The organism is Flavobacterium daemonense, from assembly GCF_007341385.1.
GTDB lineage: Bacteria > Bacteroidota > Bacteroidia > Flavobacteriales > Flavobacteriaceae > Flavobacterium > Flavobacterium daemonense.
The window spans coordinates 1-15024 of record NZ_VJYD01000021.1 but is presented as its reverse complement, the minus strand read 5'-3'; the positions used below and the strand labels follow the sequence as shown (position 1 = coordinate 15024).

Annotated in this window: 13 protein-coding genes and 1 tRNA gene; 7 read left to right on the top strand and 7 right to left on the bottom strand. The window is 33.6% G+C overall.

Translation table 11 applies throughout. The features are described 5' to 3' along the window. Positions 1–92: 92 nt before the first annotated feature. From FND99_RS19230 to FND99_RS19215, 4 genes are all read left to right on the top strand, one after another. Positions 93–542, top strand: coding sequence for a GatB/YqeY domain-containing protein (locus FND99_RS19230; RefSeq protein ID WP_091492577.1), 450 nt, complete (start codon positions 93–95; stop codon positions 540–542). Positions 543–635: 93 nt separating this feature from the next. Next, a tRNA-Arg gene (locus tag FND99_RS19225) sits at positions 636–709 on the top strand. Between the two features lie 162 nt (positions 710–871). Beyond that, on the top strand, positions 872–1117 hold the full coding sequence (locus tag FND99_RS19220; protein ID WP_144339555.1) for a ribbon-helix-helix domain-containing protein: 246 nt from the start codon (positions 872–874) through the stop codon (positions 1115–1117). After that, positions 1110–1406: a type II toxin-antitoxin system RelE/ParE family toxin gene (locus FND99_RS19215; RefSeq protein WP_144339554.1), complete on the top strand. Its 297-nt coding sequence runs from the start codon at positions 1110–1112 to the stop codon at positions 1404–1406. Before FND99_RS19220 ends, FND99_RS19215 begins: the two co-directional genes overlap by 8 nt. A 269-nt stretch (positions 1407–1675) precedes the next feature. Here the strand turns inward: FND99_RS19215 and FND99_RS19205 are convergent, their stop codons facing one another. Beyond that, the gene (locus tag FND99_RS19205) at positions 1676–2278 is read right to left on the bottom strand and encodes a dihydrofolate reductase family protein (RefSeq protein WP_144339552.1); all 603 of its coding nucleotides are present in this window, start codon (positions 2276–2278) and stop codon (positions 1676–1678) included. Positions 2279–2428: 150 nt separating this feature from the next. Here FND99_RS19205 and FND99_RS19200 point away from each other — a divergent pair, with 150 nt between their 5' ends. Continuing rightward, a complete protein-coding gene (locus tag FND99_RS19200) occupies positions 2429–3226 on the top strand; it encodes a zinc-dependent peptidase (protein ID WP_144339551.1) in 798 nt (265 codons plus the stop codon). 61 nt (positions 3227–3287) lie between these two features. Here the strand turns inward: FND99_RS19200 and FND99_RS19195 are convergent, their stop codons facing one another. The 3 genes from FND99_RS19195 to FND99_RS19185 all read right to left on the bottom strand — a co-directional run bounded on the left by FND99_RS19195 (position 3288) and on the right by FND99_RS19185 (position 6192). Continuing rightward, positions 3288–4034 carry a hypothetical protein gene (locus FND99_RS19195; protein WP_144339550.1) on the bottom strand — a complete coding sequence of 249 codons (747 nt, stop codon included), beginning with the start codon at positions 4032–4034 and terminating at the stop codon, positions 3288–3290. 294 nt (positions 4035–4328) lie between these two features. Next, positions 4329–4793, bottom strand: a complete 465-nt coding sequence (locus FND99_RS19190; protein ID WP_144339549.1) for an Mpo1 family 2-hydroxy fatty acid dioxygenase — start codon at positions 4791–4793, stop codon at positions 4329–4331. A gap of 160 nt (positions 4794–4953) precedes the next feature. Then, positions 4954–6192 (bottom strand): TMEM143 family protein, encoded by a 1239-nt coding sequence (locus FND99_RS19185; RefSeq protein ID WP_144339548.1) that lies wholly within the window; start codon positions 6190–6192, stop codon positions 4954–4956. 830 nt (positions 6193–7022) lie between these two features. Here FND99_RS19185 and FND99_RS19180 point away from each other — a divergent pair. Together FND99_RS19180 and FND99_RS19175 are read left to right on the top strand one after the other, a co-directional pair. Next, positions 7023–7235, top strand: coding sequence for a hypothetical protein (locus tag FND99_RS19180; protein WP_144339547.1), 213 nt, complete (start codon positions 7023–7025; stop codon positions 7233–7235). Between the two features lie 63 nt (positions 7236–7298). After that, the gene (locus tag FND99_RS19175; protein WP_144339546.1) at positions 7299–8828 is read left to right on the top strand and encodes a SulP family inorganic anion transporter; all 1530 of its coding nucleotides are present in this window, start codon (positions 7299–7301) and stop codon (positions 8826–8828) included. Between the two features lie 197 nt (positions 8829–9025). Here the strand turns inward: FND99_RS19175 and FND99_RS19170 are convergent, their stop codons facing one another. The 3 genes from FND99_RS19170 to groL form a co-directional block, all read right to left on the bottom strand. Continuing rightward, positions 9026–11389, bottom strand: a complete 2364-nt coding sequence (locus FND99_RS19170) for a hypothetical protein (protein ID WP_144339545.1) — start codon at positions 11387–11389, stop codon at positions 9026–9028. Positions 11390–11756: 367 nt separating this feature from the next. After that, entirely contained in the window at positions 11757–12959 is a 1203-nt protein-coding gene (locus tag FND99_RS19165; RefSeq protein ID WP_144339544.1) for an alkaline phosphatase family protein, read from the bottom strand. A 291-nt stretch (positions 12960–13250) separates the two neighbouring features. Beyond that, a complete protein-coding gene (gene groL, locus FND99_RS19160) occupies positions 13251–14882 on the bottom strand; it encodes a chaperonin GroEL (RefSeq protein WP_144339543.1) in 1632 nt (543 codons plus the stop codon). Between the last annotated feature and the right edge of the window lie 142 nt (positions 14883–15024).

Genomic DNA, 15024 nt, shown 5'->3' with positions numbered 1-15024 from the left:
AATCTTATTGTCAGTTCGAGCGAAGTCGAGAAAAAAATCCAAATTAATATACCAATTAATAAGCATTTGCTTATTTTAAATAAAACATAAACATGAGTTTACAAACACAAATCATGGACGAGATCAAAACGGCCATGAAAGCAAAAGATACAGTAGCTTTAGAGGCTTTAAGAGCAGTTAAATCTGAATTATTATTAGCTTCAACGGCGTCAGGTTCTAAAGAAGAATTATCAGAAGATGAAGAAATTAAATTGCTTCAAAGATTGGTAAAAACTCGTAAAGAAAGCGCAAGAATCTTTACAGAGCAAAATCGTCCTGACTTAGCTGAACCAGAATTGGCTCAAGTTGCTGTAATCGAGAAATTTTTGCCAGCGCAATTAAGCGAAGAAGAAGTAGAAGCTGTAATTGCAAAAATTATTGCTGAAACTGGAGCTTCAGGAATTGCTTCAATGGGTAAAGTAATGGGATTGGCTTCTGCTCAATTAGGAGGAACTGCTGAAGGAAAAACCATTTCTACAATTGTAAAGAAATTACTTTCGTAAATATAATTTTATCCCGAAGCTTCGGGACTAGATTTTAGATTTTAGATTGCAAAAAGGAATCTAAAATCTAAAATCAACAATCTACAATAAAATGACCTCGTAGTTCAACTGGATAGAATATCAGATTTCGGCTCTGAGGGTTGGGGGTTCGAACCCCTCCTGGGTCACTGTAAAAAAGCGTATGCCTTTAAAATGAAGGTTTACGCTTTTTTTATTCCCTACTTCTTCCCAATAATTTATAGCAATAAGTAATAAACGTTAAAAAAAAATATTTTGAACGATTTTATTTAAAGTTGGTGTAAATTTACACCAACTTTAAAAGTATTATTATGCCACGACAAAGTATTTCTTTAGCTAATCAAAATGATGAATGGTTAAAAAAGCAAGTTAAAAGTGAGGAGTTTTCGAGTAAGAGTGAAGCTATTAATTATCTAATTAAACAAGCTCGTTCCCAAGAAGAATATTATGAATTTGTTCGTAATAAAATAGATAGTGGAGAAAAAAGCGGATTTGCTAAAAAACAGACAAGAGAAGAAATGTTAACGGAATTCAAGAAAGATCTGCCAGATGTATGATTATTTCTTGAGCAACGAAGCCAAAGATGATTTAAAAAGGATTTACTATTATGGAATTAGTAAATTTGGTTTAGATCAGGCTGATAGATACTTCAGTCTTATTCATGACTGCTTTGAACGAATAGAGGAAAATCCGTTTTTATTTCCATCGGCTAGGCATATTAAAGTTGGATATAGATATTGCGTCTGCGGTGTAGATACAATTTATTATAGAATAGTAAGTGATAATCGAATTGAAATAATTTCAATAATTGGTAGGCAAAATTTCAGTAAAAGTTTACCATCATAGAAAAGCCATTTTCGTTTGTGAGACTGGCTTTTTTCTTTTTATAATGGCACTCCTTTTATTTCTCAGATCGTTTTTTCCTAAAACCCTTAATCAGTATAAAAATCGAAAACAAAAAAACAATTAAATAAACAATTGCCAGCGCTGGTTTTTCAAATCTTAAGGTTTCAAAATTGAATTGCTTGTAAAGTGCAGCGCCTACAATTATTGCTACAATACTAAAAGTAAATACGGGTACATTGTTTTTCATCTGTTTTAAAGTTAAAGGTTCGTTACTTAATAGTTTCTCCAGCGTTTCCTGTTTTTATTTCTCCAGCTCTTTTATAACTGGCTAAAATTACCCCAGTTGTGGTAGTGCTACTTTCTGTTAAAGTAAATCCTGATGGATATGCATTACTGTCAAAAAGTTTTTTGCCTTTGCCAAGCAATAACGGATGAATTTTTAATCTCAATTCATCAACCAAATCATTTTTTAATAATGAATGAACTAATTCACTGCTTCCCCAAACCTGAATATCTTTACCTTCTGAGTTTTTGAGGTTCTTTATATCTTCTAGATTTTCTATGAAAGAAGAATTTTTCCATTCTGAATTTTTTCTGGTTTTAGAGAGTACATATTTATTACCGTCATTAATTCCGGGCCAAAATTCTGAATTTTTAGGCCAGTAATCTTCCCAAATTTCAAAAGTTTTTCTGCCTAAAAGATAATCTGCAGGTTTGAGTTCGTTTCGTACAGCTTTACTATAAGCTTCATCTCCAAAAGGCGCTGTCCAGCCTCCGTATTTGAATCCGTCCGATTTATCTTCTTCTGGCCCGCCCGGAGCCTGCATTACGCCGTCTAGCGAAATCATCGACAAAACAATTATTTTTCTCATAATATATTGATTTTGTGTTTATGTAAATTTAGGATATTCAGAAATAAATAATATTGTGAAAGTAAAAAAACTCGATTTACAGTTTTTAAATTTCTATTTTAGCAAAGCAGAGATTCCTAAAAATTTCTGTTTTGCCACAAATCATAAATTATGCTTTTTATATTTTTTATCGGAATCATTTTTATTGTCATTCTTGTCCTGATAATCGTTTTCAGAGTAATCGAGCCCATTTATTTATTGCTGTTTAACAAGCCGTTATATTTGTTTTTTTATCCGATATTACAACAAATTGATCCACAGGACAAAACGGTTTTAGAAAGAGAATTCCCTTTTTACGAAAACCTTCCTGAAAAAAAGAAAAGGTATTTTGAACATCGGGTAAAAAACTTCATTGGGCACTATAATTTTGATGGAAAAAGTATTGAAGTAACGCAAGAAATGAAACTGATTATTGCTGGAACTTATGTAATGCTGACTTTTGGAATGCGAGCGTATCTCATCGACTTATTTGAACATATTGTCATTTATCCTACCGTTTATTATTCAACAATCAATCAGGAATATCATAAAGGAGAATACAATCCGAGAATGAAAACGATTGTTTTTTCATGGGAAGATTTCCTGAGCGGACACCAGACAAAAGACAATATTAATCTTGGGTTACATGAATTTACGCATGTGCTGCATTTTAATTCCCGAAAAAGAAGCGATCCTAATGCGATAATTTTCTACGATGAATTTATGGAAATAGAAAAGTATTTTGACCAAGAGAATCTAGCAAATAAACTTAAAGAAAAGCACTATTTTAGAGATTACGCCTATACTAACAAGTTTGAATTTCTTGCCGTGATTTTGGAGCATTTTTTTGAAACTCCGGAAATCTTCAGAAAAGAATTCCCGGAACTGTTTGAAAATGTAAAAACAATGATCAATTATAAAGAAGTTTAAAGAAAGTAATTTTTCTTCAGGATTATATTCTGCCATTTATGATTGTCAAACAAAATTCCATTCACTTCTCCACTGTTTTTTCAGTATCGACAGCATTGTTTTCTTGATATAATTTCTGGCCAATTTTTCCTTGATCGCCAAGTGCACGACCTTTAATAAGCCAGGCAATTCCGAAAGCAAATAAAGCAATGGTTTCAAAAACTAAAGTTGAATAAGAAAACAGTTTGAATTTTCCAGAAACGGGAACTAAAATCAATGAAACCAAAATCATATAGCCACAAAATCTGTAAATATTATTTTCATTTAAAATGCTTTTTGGTTCCCGCATTTCATTGGCTTGACCAATTGTAAAAACATTAATCGCGAGCAAAGCCAATATCAAAAAGAATACTCCGGCAAAGCCATAGTGAAGCCAGCCAAGCCAAGTTTTTGTTGAGGGAATAAACGTGTATATTTTTTGAGAAATATCCGTTGGGTTTGTCGGAATCAAGGCGACGCCAATTGCCATAATTCCGGCAATATTGGTTAACAGATTATCATTTTTCAAGATCGAAGTATTTCCGTGACCTTTATACCGAATCAAAAATAAACCAACTGCACACAAAGTACCAGTAAAAATTTCCCTCAAATTTGTGTAATAATAATCACTAATCGAGGGCTGAATCTGAGTCTGAAAAAACGAAATCAGAGAAAAACTAACCAAAAGAATGGGTAGACTTATTCCTAAATACCCAATTGCGCGTCTGATTCGTCGGTAGGTAAAAATATCAAAACTTTCAATTTTCACTTCTTTGTCGTTTATCTTCATAACTATTTGATTTATCGTAAGATAAAGTTATGAGAATATTTCCTAAGTATTTGATAATTAGTGTGTAATAATGTTTTTTAGCGTGAGTTTGTCATTTCGAGAAACGAGAAATCTCCGCAAGTAGCTCTACAAAGATTGGCGATTTAGATGGAGTTTCTTGCGGAGATTTGCTTCGCCTATTCGCTATCGTTCGGGTTTCGTTCTTTGAAATGACAAAAATCTATCAAGCAGAAAATTAAAAAAAAATCCGCGTTAACCTGTTTAAATCTGTGTCATCCGCGTGCCATTAGAAATCTATTTCTTAGAAAAAATATTCTCTACAACCCAAGCTGGGCCAATCAGTAAAAACTGAAGATCTTTTAAGAAAGATGGTTTTTTGCCTTCAATATTGTGTCCGTAAAATTGCCCGATCCATGCAATTACAAAAACGCCAATGGAGAACATCCACAACGGCACAAACTGTGAGATGTAATAATTTGCAATTAGACAAATTGCGGAGAAAATGGCGATTTTAACCGCCATCGCAATCGATAGGCGAATGTAAAAAACGAGAACAAAAAGTAAAACAATAAAAGCCCAATTTTCAATAATTGGTGCATTCAGTTTTAAAGTTTCGGCAATAATACCACTCGGAATACTCATTAATAAACCAACGATTGAAAAATAAATAGCCGGAACACAAATATAGTGTATTGCTTTGTTTTTTGGGTTTTGGTGACTTACAGCATATTCTGCAAACCATTGATCTAATGTTCTCATTTTTTGTGGTTTTAATAGTTAGGTTGCTGTAAATCTAATGAAAATTCTTTTTATTTATTTGCAGAAAATGGAGTAAAATTTCTCTCGCAGATTTGGTAGATTTTCTTTTTAGACTTTGAAAAAATCTGCTCAATTTGCCAAATCTGCGAGAAAAACTAAATTAAACTTTCTGAATCGAATTATATTCAAAAATAGTATCCCACAATTCATCAATTTTAACAAGCGCATCTTTTAGCGGAATTACGCTCCATTTTCCGTTGTTTTCAATTCCCAGGCCAATGCTTTTCAATTTCAATAAAGCATCATTTACGTCAAAGTCTAATTCGGTTTTTAAAGTTGTTTCAAACCAAGATTCTATTTGCGTATCCAGTTCTTCGGCGGTCAACGGATGATTGTTTCGGTTTAAAAAAGAGTAAGCCAGAATAGTTTCTTTTAAAACTTCTTCTTCAGATGAATTTAAAAGCGAATAAAAAGCGCCACTATTGTTTCCGAGATTTTTAAAATACAAACTATCCGAAAGAATTTTAGAATATCTGATTTTTTTGTTTACGAAATTGTTGTACTGGCGAAAACAATAAATAGACAAAATTCCTAATGCAATCAAACCTTGATTAAGCGAAGTTTTGCTATTTAGCAAATCGATTGCTTCGCCTGTTTCATATGCATTATACATATTGATTAGGGCAGGAATTACTTTGGCACTCAATAGTGAAATTCCACCAAAAATTCCCGGAATCCAAAGCAGCATTTTATCCTTCAGAGACATTCTCGGAATAGCATTTGGGAAAATCGTTTCCAAGTCGTTTTTGGGAACTCGCTTAAATATTTTCAATACAATCGAACCTGGATCAATAGGCATTTTTCCCAGTTTGACTTTCTTTGCCGCTAAATAATCAGCGTCGCTGTAATTTAGGTAAATCAGCACACGATCATAATATTCGATTTCGACTTCTTTCTTCCAGAAAATAAACTTCTTGATTTTTTCTTTGGCTTTATGTTGACCGCGTACATAAAGTTCGTAATCTTTAAAAGCATTAAAATCAATTGATAAATCCAGACCAATCAAGTCTGATTCGGCAAGAGCAGTTTCTAAAGTTTGCTTGTCAATTCGGTGGTAATTGCCACGTTCTAAAACCGTAAGCAAAGTTTCTTTAAAAATCGAAAAATCACTTTTTCCAATAAATCCTTCGCGTTCTTTTTCGCTCAAATCAGGGTCGAATAAGGCGTAATTCTGTTTTAAATTTTTATTGAGATTAAAAGATTCGTAATGATAATAATGCTCAATTATTTCGAATAGATTTCTAAAATCGGCAGCTTTTTCTGCATCTTCAGCAAAAGCGGTAATTTGTTGTTCGAGTAAGAATTCCTTATTAAAAGGAATGTAATGTTCTCGTATCATATTGATTTTGGGACTTAATTTCGGTGCATAAACAAAACACAAAAGTACCACCTGAAATTTGATTTTTTTGATTTTTTTTAATCAAGTTTATCATTATCACAGAGTTTTGTCGGAAATGAAGGCCACATAAGAAACTCCGAGAATTAAAGACACAAAGAATTGACCACACAGTTTTGTCATCCTGAGGAACGAAGGATCACACGCGGGATTCGACAAAGATTGTCGATTATGATTGTGGAGTTTCATTCCTCAGGATGATAAACTTTACGCTAAAAAAAAAAATGAGATTTCAAATCGTTACTAGCGACCTGAAATCTCATTTTAGCGTTCCAAAAAAAATGACAACATTTTACTAATTTGCCTTACGGAAATTATATTCTACAGTAAAAATTATTCGGGGGCAATATTACTACTATTTAAAATTTGAGCACCACGTATTTGTACGTGTTTTTTTGTGGAGAAAAGGTTCAGAGAAGTACATAATAAAAGGTTTAACGTTGAGATTTTATACGCCAATTATTATATTTTAAAAGATAAGTAATAAAAAAAGTGAGATAATAATCGCTGCCAATTATTGATCTCACTTTATGCCCCAAAATTTAGTATAAACATTTATAGATTTTCACCTACTGAAAATCATGCTAATCTTAACAATCTGTTTATGAATACAAGTATAATGATTAAGAATGATTGGATACTAGGTATTTCTACGGGATTTTTGATTGTTTTATAGTTTATTATTTAATTGTCAAATTTTCTAATTGCTACATTTTCTAATTGTATGAATGAAAGTTTTTTCTTAACTTTAAATTACTCAAATCTAGCGGGTTATGGTAGTGGAAGTTTTTAAAACAAATGTTCAGAAAGAGGCAGATAAAAATTATGTTATTGCCGTTATTCAGAGTCAGTTTCCAGATTACAAAATTAATTTTGATCTAGAAGACTGCGATAAAATATTAAGAGTCGAAGGCATTGATCTTGAATGTGATAATATAATTGATTATGTGCATTGTCTGGGTTATACTTGTGTGAGATTAGAATAATTTATTTTTTCGTGTAAAATGCTTTGCCTTCTTTTCGGTCAATATTTTCTACATTTGTGACCTATGAAAAAAGCATTCCAACTCTTCGATTTTACTCAAAAAGTCAATTACAAAAATGAAATTTTAGCCGGTTTAACTGTCGCTATGACCATGATTCCGGAGTCGTTGTCGTTTGCTATTCTGGCCGGATTTCCGCCTTTGGTTGGTTTATACGCTGCTTTTATAGCCGGATTGGTAACTGCAATTTTTGGAGGAAGACCCGGAATGATTTCTGGCGGAGCAGGAGCAACGGTTATTGTTTTGATTGCTTTGATGAAATCCCACGGAATAGAATATGTTTTTGCAGCCGTCGCACTCGGCGGAGTAGTGCAAATTTGCATAGGACTTTTTAAACTCGGAAAATTTATTCGGTTGGTTCCCCAGCCCGTAATGTTTGGTTTTGTAAACGGATTGGCAGTCGTGATTTTTATGTCGCAGTTGGAGCAGTTTAAAACCGTGATCAACGGTCAGGTTTCTTGGCTTCAGGGAACGCCCTTGTACATTATGATGGGATTGGTCGCGCTGACGATTTCAATTGTTTTGATTTTTCCAAAAATTACAAAAGCAGTTCCGGCTTCATTAGTGGCGATTATGGTCGTTTTTGCTTTGGTTATTATCTTTAATATTGAAACTAAAACTGTTGAAGATATTGCCTCAGTTCAAGGCGGATTTCCTCCTTTTCATATTCCGAATATTCCGTTTTCATATGAGACTTTAAAAGTGATTTTTCCGTATTCGGTTATTGTTGCTGCAGTTGGTTTGACTGAAGGTTTACTGACGCTTAATCTAGTAGATGAGATTACGGGAACCCGAGGAAACAGCAACCGAGAATGTATTGCGCAAGGAAGTTCAAATATCTTAAACGGCTTTTTTTACGGGATGGGTGGTTGTCCTATGATTGCACAAACTTTAGTGAATCTTGGGGCTGGCTCCAGAGCTCGCCTTTCGGGAATAATTGCTGCTTTGACCATTTTGATGATTATCCTTTTTGGAGCTCCTGTTATCGGAAAATTACCAATGGCTGCACTAGTCGGCGTAATGATGATGGTGGCCATTACTACTTTTGAATGGGCAAGTTTCAGGATTATAAACAAAATGCCGAGACATGATATTTTTGTGGGGATTTTGGTCGCTGTAATTACAATTGTGTTGCACAATTTGGCTTTAGCGGTTTTAATTGGAGTAATTATTTCGGCTTTGGTTTTTGCTTGGGAAAGTGCTAAAAGGATCCGCGCCCGACATTTTATTGACGAAAATGGCACAAAACATTATGAGATTTATGGGCCATTGTTTTTTGGTTCCATAACTGCTTTTATGGAAAAATTTGATATTCAAAACGACCCAAATCATGTAATAATCGATTTTAAAGAAAGCCGTGTTTCTGATATGTCGGCGATTGAAGCTTTAAATAATCTGACCAAAAAATACAGTCTGGAAAATAAAACGATAGAATTACAGCATTTAAGTCCAGACTGCCGACAATTGCTTAAAAATGCTGATGCAGTAATTAAAGTTAATGTAATCGATGATCCAACGTATAAAGTGGTGTCTTAATAATGGTTAATTATGAATTATTAATTGTGAATTAACGCTCCAATTTTCAGTAGAGACGCACAGCAGTGCGTCTTATGCGCAAAGGTTATAAATGCGACAAACCCGACAGTTCCGAAGCCTCGGGATCGCTCAGGGTGACGATAGATTCATTACCTAATTATCAAATTTTCTAATTGCCACATTTCCGAATTATCAAATTAAAAATTCCCATTAACCGGAACTTTTTTAACTTCCGAAATTAATTGACCGTCATTCGTAAAACCTTCAATAAAAACCTGTATTTCTTTTTGCTGATTTTTTGGGATTTTAATTTGATAGTCGGAATACTCTTTTAGTTCGATGTTTGGAGCCCATCCTAATGTGCCGAAATAATTGAACTCCTCCTGATTTTCAAATGAAGCAGTTTTGTAATTGATGCTTTTTGCGAAGCCTTTTGTCACAATTAGTGTCGTAAATTTTCGCTTGAAGAAATCGTCTTTTTGCCCAATTTTCATGAAAATTTTAATCGTTCCTTGTCCTGTAATTGAAATATCCGAGCTTCCAGTTTTATCAATGTAGATTTCATCCACTTGATCTAACGTCATATTAAAAAGCTGGTTGAAATCGAAGACTAAAAAATTGTCAATATATATATTAGGAGAATGCCCAGATCCTTGAAATGACGGATTTCGGTTATCTACGATATATACACTGCCATCCATCGAATTAAAACCTGTTTTATAACCATTAAAAGACAAGAAACTCAATACAGTTCTAAAATCGTTGCCATCAAATTTAAAAGCTTTTGCCATTGGACTCATCTCGGCTTTATGGGTAAAAACCTCTTTTTTGAAGGTGTTCTTTACAGCTACTTCTTTTAATTCGCTGCTTTTTGTTTTAGGTGGTGGGAAATTAAAAACATTGTCAGCACCCTTAATTATTGGGCAAATTGGTTTTTCGAATGATGGTCCTAAAACAAATCGTGGTTCAGTTCTGGCAATTCGAGCTTCTATTTTGGTCGTTAGTGTAACGTTTTTTTCGTTGGTCATTTGTAAAGCTACAACAGTAGAATCCTGTACAAAACAATGTTCAAATTTAAAATCATTGTTCTGATCGATAGAGGTTTGGTCAAATAGACTGTTTTTTATTGCAAGAAGAGAAATTTTGTTTTTAGAATTCGATTTTAATTCTTTTTCGACTTTTCCGTTTATGGTTACTCCTTTTTCAGATTCAAAACTGATTTTTGGTGGACCTAATTTGATATTTTCCCATAAATATTTCCCTTTATTTTGATTAAGCAATAATAGCTCTATATCTTGCCTGCGGTTTTTATTGTCTGGATTAAAATAAAAATAAGTATTAGTTTCTGGTTTTTCTAAATAAGCATTTAGGTAAAAAGTGCCTAAAATAGTTCTCTTTTGATTGAAGGACACGCTCTTTTCAGGTAGTACACTAATACTTAAATGTGCCTTGCTAACGTCAGTTTTTCCGGATAATATAATGCTGTCGTTAGCTGTTATTTTTGCATCTAATGTAGTAGACGGATTTTTGCCTTCTTCAATGTAGGTTAATCTTTCTGTGATTTCATTTAGATCTTCATCTAATACCCTAATTGTATTTATTCCATTTGGCAAATATTTTTTATCAAAATAAAATGGCTGTTCCGTTTTGTTATTATTGAAGGTAACTTCCTGATGCATCGTATTTCCATTTTGTTGAATAAGAACGGTGAATTTTCTATTTTGATACGTTTGAAGGCCTTTTTCATTTGTTTTTACAACAACAAGCAAATTGTTTCTTGCAGGATTATTAGGAGCGCTTAAAATAATTCCAGTTTCTGCAATTTTGTCCAAAGGCTGCGTTATTTTTAATTTGTCATTATTTATTTTAAGAGTATATTTTTCGTTTAAATCGGCTCTTAGATAAAAAACTCCGTTTCCGGTTTGGTTGGTATGAAATTGTGTAATTTCATTTGATTTAGAATCCAAAATAACGCCATCTGCTACTTCTATTCCTATTTTATTGCAATCTGTAATTTTGATTCCAATTGTATTTACCATGTCATTTAATATAATTCCGCCTTCAGGGAATAAGCTTACTTCTGCTGTTTTCCAATTCGGTTCATTGGTTTGAAATGCATATGGGACGTTTTTATCAATAATTTCAATTGTCTGATTAAAGGAATCGTCTTCCTTGAAATTATTCATCCAATTGGTATAGAAATGAAAATGATATTTGCCCGATTTGAATTTTTCGTTTAAGTGAATTCCACCAGAAAAAACTCCGTATTGCGCAAAAAGTAATTGTTTCAGTACAATCTGGTTTTCGTCATTATAAACCATTAATTGAACATTTGTAGTATTGGTGTTTGGGATATCATTGTTTTTACTGAGAATGTATCCTTTGAAGGCAATATCTTCGGTATTTGTAAAAAGGTCTTTGTTGAATTGTACATGGATGATCTCTCGATCCTGAAAAAAATAATCATTAAGGTATTTGGTAATTTTGTCTTGATTAGAAATAGCCTGTGCAAAAGATTGAAGGCAAAATAGAAAACTAAAAAACTTGATTATTAATTTCATACAAAAAATATTGGGGCGATTGTGATGTTTGTAGTAAAATTATAAATTTAATTGTAATACTAATCTGTAATGGTTAAAAAAAGTATAATGTTTAAAGTTTTATTGCGTTACAGCAGATAATTAATAAATGTGATGATTGCATTGACAATGTATATCGTAGAGGCGTACAGTAGTGCGTCTTATACATAAAGATTATAAACGCAACAAACCCGACAGGTTTCAAAAACCTGTCGGGTTTACTGTTGTTTATTTAGATCTAGTATGTCAGGCTGAGCGAAGTCGAAGCCCACGTACCAATTGGAGCGCCCTTCGACTTCGCTCAGGGTGACACAAGCTTCATTATCTAATTATCAAATTGACAAATTTTCTAATTAGCTAAAGCTGATTTTACATCGCTTAACTTTCCGTCAATTTCGCCAATTTGTAATCCTAAAATATGTGCAATTAAAGGATAGACAGAAACATTTTGAAATGTTTTGACTGTTTTATCAACCTTAAAAACGGGTCCTTTAGCATAAAAAATGGCGTGCATATCTTTTTCATTATTGTCGTAGCCATGCGTTCCGCCTTTTACATTTTGAGATTTTTTGGTTACCAAACTCCAGCCTTTATCGGCTTCAATAACAAAATCATGCACACGCGGATTTGTTCCGTAATGCAATCTTTTTGGAACTTCTGTAGATTTCCAAAAATGGATATGAGGTACTTTTTTCAAAGCATTTGCAATAGAATCTTGATAGCCAGATTTTGCCTGAAGACTCATAATTGGGTTGATTACATCTTTATATCCCAACCATTCTGGTTTTAAATAATCAAGAACAGCGATTTTTTTAGCATCACTTATATCGGCCATTCCGTGATCAGAAACGATAATTAAATTGATTTGTTTTCCAATAGCAAGCTGATCCAATCTTCGTGACAATTCGCCCATAATTGAATCCATTTTTATGACCATTTTTTTGTTCTCTGGCGAAAGCGGGCCAAAATTATGTCCCGTATGATCTGGTTCGTCAAAATATAAAGTAACCAAATGCGGGCGCTGTTTTTCTGGAAGCTGCAACCATTTTAAAACCGTATCAATTCGAGCTCCATACGGAATCTTATTATCATATTTTTTGTAAATACTTGGATTTCTGTTATCAATATCAGAACCTGGCCAGAAGAACGAGGCAGTTTTGACACCTTGCTGTTCGGCTAAATTCCAAATCGGATTTCCGCCATAAAATCTTGAATCATTTTTTGCATCGCTTGATAATGAGAAAGATTCATTTAATTGAGCATCATAAAAAACGTTATTAATAATTCCGTGATGATCTGGATAAAGTCCTGTTACAATCGAATAATGATTTGGAAAAGTTTTGCTTGGATAAGACGGCTTCATTGATTTGGCACGAACGCCTTCTTTTGCTATTTCTTTTAAATTCGGAAGATTAAATTGTTTTTGATAATCCCAACGAAATCCATCCATCGAAACTAAAACGACGTAAGTATCTTTATTAGTTTGCGAATGTAAAAAAGTGGTAAGAAATAAGAATGTGAAAGATAAAAGGTGAGTTGTGAATTTTCTCATTTTACAATTTTAAATAGAATTGCAAAGGTAGAAATAACAGATTTTTTAAAGAAAAAGAGAATGTTAAATAAAGGGATAGCCACGAATTCACGAATTATTTTTTTAAAATCTTTTTATTTAATTTTTTTGCCACAGATTGAAAAGATTCTCACAGATTATAATCCTTTTAATCTGTGTAATCTCTCACTAATAAAAATATGTGTAAAGATTAGAAAAAATAATTCGTGAATTCGTGGCGAAAAAAAACGCCAGATAAATATCCGGCGTTTTAAGTTTTAAGAAGAGAATGAATTACATCATTCCTGGCATTCCGCCTCCCATTGGCATTCCGCCACCAGCATTTTCTTCTTTAATATCGATTAATGCACATTCTGTAGTCAAGATCATTCCAGAAACAGACGCAGCGTTTTCAAGAGCTACGCGAGTTACTTTTTTAGGATCAATAATTCCAGCTTTAAGCATATCTACATATTCGTCAGTTTTTGCATTGTATCCAAAATCACCAGAACCTTCAGCAACTTTAGCCACAACAACAGATCCTTCAAGACCAGCGTTTTCAACGATAGTTCTCAATGGAGATTCAACAGCACGAGAAACAATTTGAATTCCTGTAGCTTCATCAGCATTGTCAGCTTTTAAGTCAGCCAAAGCAAGTTTAGCTCTTAATAAAGCAACACCACCTCCGGCAACAATTCCTTCTTCAACAGCAGCACGAGTTGCGTGTAAAGCATCATCAACTCTGTCTTTTTTCTCTTTCATTTCAACTTCAGAAGCAGCACCAACATAAAGAACAGCAACACCGCCAGCTAATTTAGCCAAACGCTCTTGTAATTTTTCTTTATCGTAATCAGATGTAGTAGTTTCCATCTGACCTTTAATTTGGTTTACTCTGTTTTTGATGATATCAGCTTCACCAGCACCGCTTACGATAGTGGTATTGTCTTTATCGATAGAAACTCTTTTTGCGTTTCCTAACATTTCGATAGTTGTGTTTTCTAAAGTATAACCTCTTTCTTCAGAAATTACAGTTCCACCAGTCAAGATTGCGATATCTTCTAACATTGCTTTTCTTCTGTCTCCAAAACCTGGAGCTTTAACAGCAGCAATTTTAAGAGCACCTCTTAATTTGTTTACTACTAATGTAGAAAGCGCTTCACCGTCAACATCTTCAGCAATGATCAATAATGGTTTTCCTGATTGAGCAACTGGCTCTAAAACTGGAAGTAATTCTTTTAAAGAAGATACTTTTTTGTCGTATAATAAAATGTAAGGAGAATCTAATTCAACTTCCATTTTCTCAGGATTTGTTACGAAGTAAGGAGAAAGATATCCTCTGTCAAACTGCATTCCTTCAACAACATCCACGAAAGTGTCAGTTCCTTTAGCTTCTTCAACCGTGATTACACCTTCTTTTCCAACTTTAGCGAAAGCTGTAGCGATTAATTCACCAATAACTTCGTCATTGTTAGCAGAGATCGAAGCAATTTGTTTGATTTTGTCAGAGTCGCTTCCAACAACTTTAGCTTGTTTTGCCAAGTCAGCAACGATAGTTTCAACTGCTTTGTCGATTCCGCGTTTCAAGTCCATTGGATTTGCACCTGCAGCAACGTTTTTAAGTCCTTCTTTTACGATTGCTTGAGCTAAAACTGTAGCAGTTGTAGTTCCGTCTCCAGCTAAATCATTGGTTTTAGAAGCAACTTCTTTTACCATTTGCGCACCCATATTTTCTAGTGCGTCTTTTAATTCGATTTCTTTTGCAACAGAAACACCATCTTTAGTAACTGTTGGTCCACCAAATGATTTTCCGATAATTACGTTACGACCTTTTGGTCCAAGAGTTACTTTTACAGCATTTGCTAATGCATCAACACCACGTTTTAATCCGTCACGTGCTTCAATATCAAATTTTATATCTTTTGCCATTTTTTTTTTTATTTGCTTTAGGCAGTAGGCTTTAAGCTTTAGGCTTTTCTACTGCTGAGTTAATATTTTTTTATTTGCTTTAGGCAGTAGGCTTTAAGCTTTAGGCTTTTCTACTGCTGAGTTAATATTTTTTTATTTGCTT

Coding starts and splice junctions, on each gene's coding strand:
- FND99_RS19175 (WP_144339546.1), top strand. CDS start 7,299: ATGAAAAAAGCATTCCAACTCTTCGATTTTACTCAAAAAGTCAATTAC.
- FND99_RS19230 (WP_091492577.1), top strand. CDS start 93: ATGAGTTTACAAACACAAATCATGGACGAGATCAAAACGGCCATGAAA.
- groL (WP_144339543.1), bottom strand. CDS start 14,882: ATGGCAAAAGATATAAAATTTGATATTGAAGCACGTGACGGATTAAAA.
- FND99_RS19195 (WP_144339550.1), bottom strand. CDS start 4,034: ATGAAGATAAACGACAAAGAAGTGAAAATTGAAAGTTTTGATATTTTT.
- FND99_RS19185 (WP_144339548.1), bottom strand. CDS start 6,192: ATGATACGAGAACATTACATTCCTTTTAATAAGGAATTCTTACTCGAA.
- FND99_RS19180 (WP_144339547.1), top strand. CDS start 7,023: ATGGTAGTGGAAGTTTTTAAAACAAATGTTCAGAAAGAGGCAGATAAA.
- FND99_RS19220 (WP_144339555.1), top strand. CDS start 872: ATGCCACGACAAAGTATTTCTTTAGCTAATCAAAATGATGAATGGTTA.
- FND99_RS19215 (WP_144339554.1), top strand. CDS start 1,110: ATGTATGATTATTTCTTGAGCAACGAAGCCAAAGATGATTTAAAAAGG.
- FND99_RS19205 (WP_144339552.1), bottom strand. CDS start 2,278: ATGAGAAAAATAATTGTTTTGTCGATGATTTCGCTAGACGGCGTAATG.
- FND99_RS19200 (WP_144339551.1), top strand. CDS start 2,429: ATGCTTTTTATATTTTTTATCGGAATCATTTTTATTGTCATTCTTGTC.
- FND99_RS19165 (WP_144339544.1), bottom strand. CDS start 12,959: ATGAGAAAATTCACAACTCACCTTTTATCTTTCACATTCTTATTTCTT.
- FND99_RS19170 (WP_144339545.1), bottom strand. CDS start 11,389: ATGAAATTAATAATCAAGTTTTTTAGTTTTCTATTTTGCCTTCAATCT.
- FND99_RS19190 (WP_144339549.1), bottom strand. CDS start 4,793: ATGAGAACATTAGATCAATGGTTTGCAGAATATGCTGTAAGTCACCAA.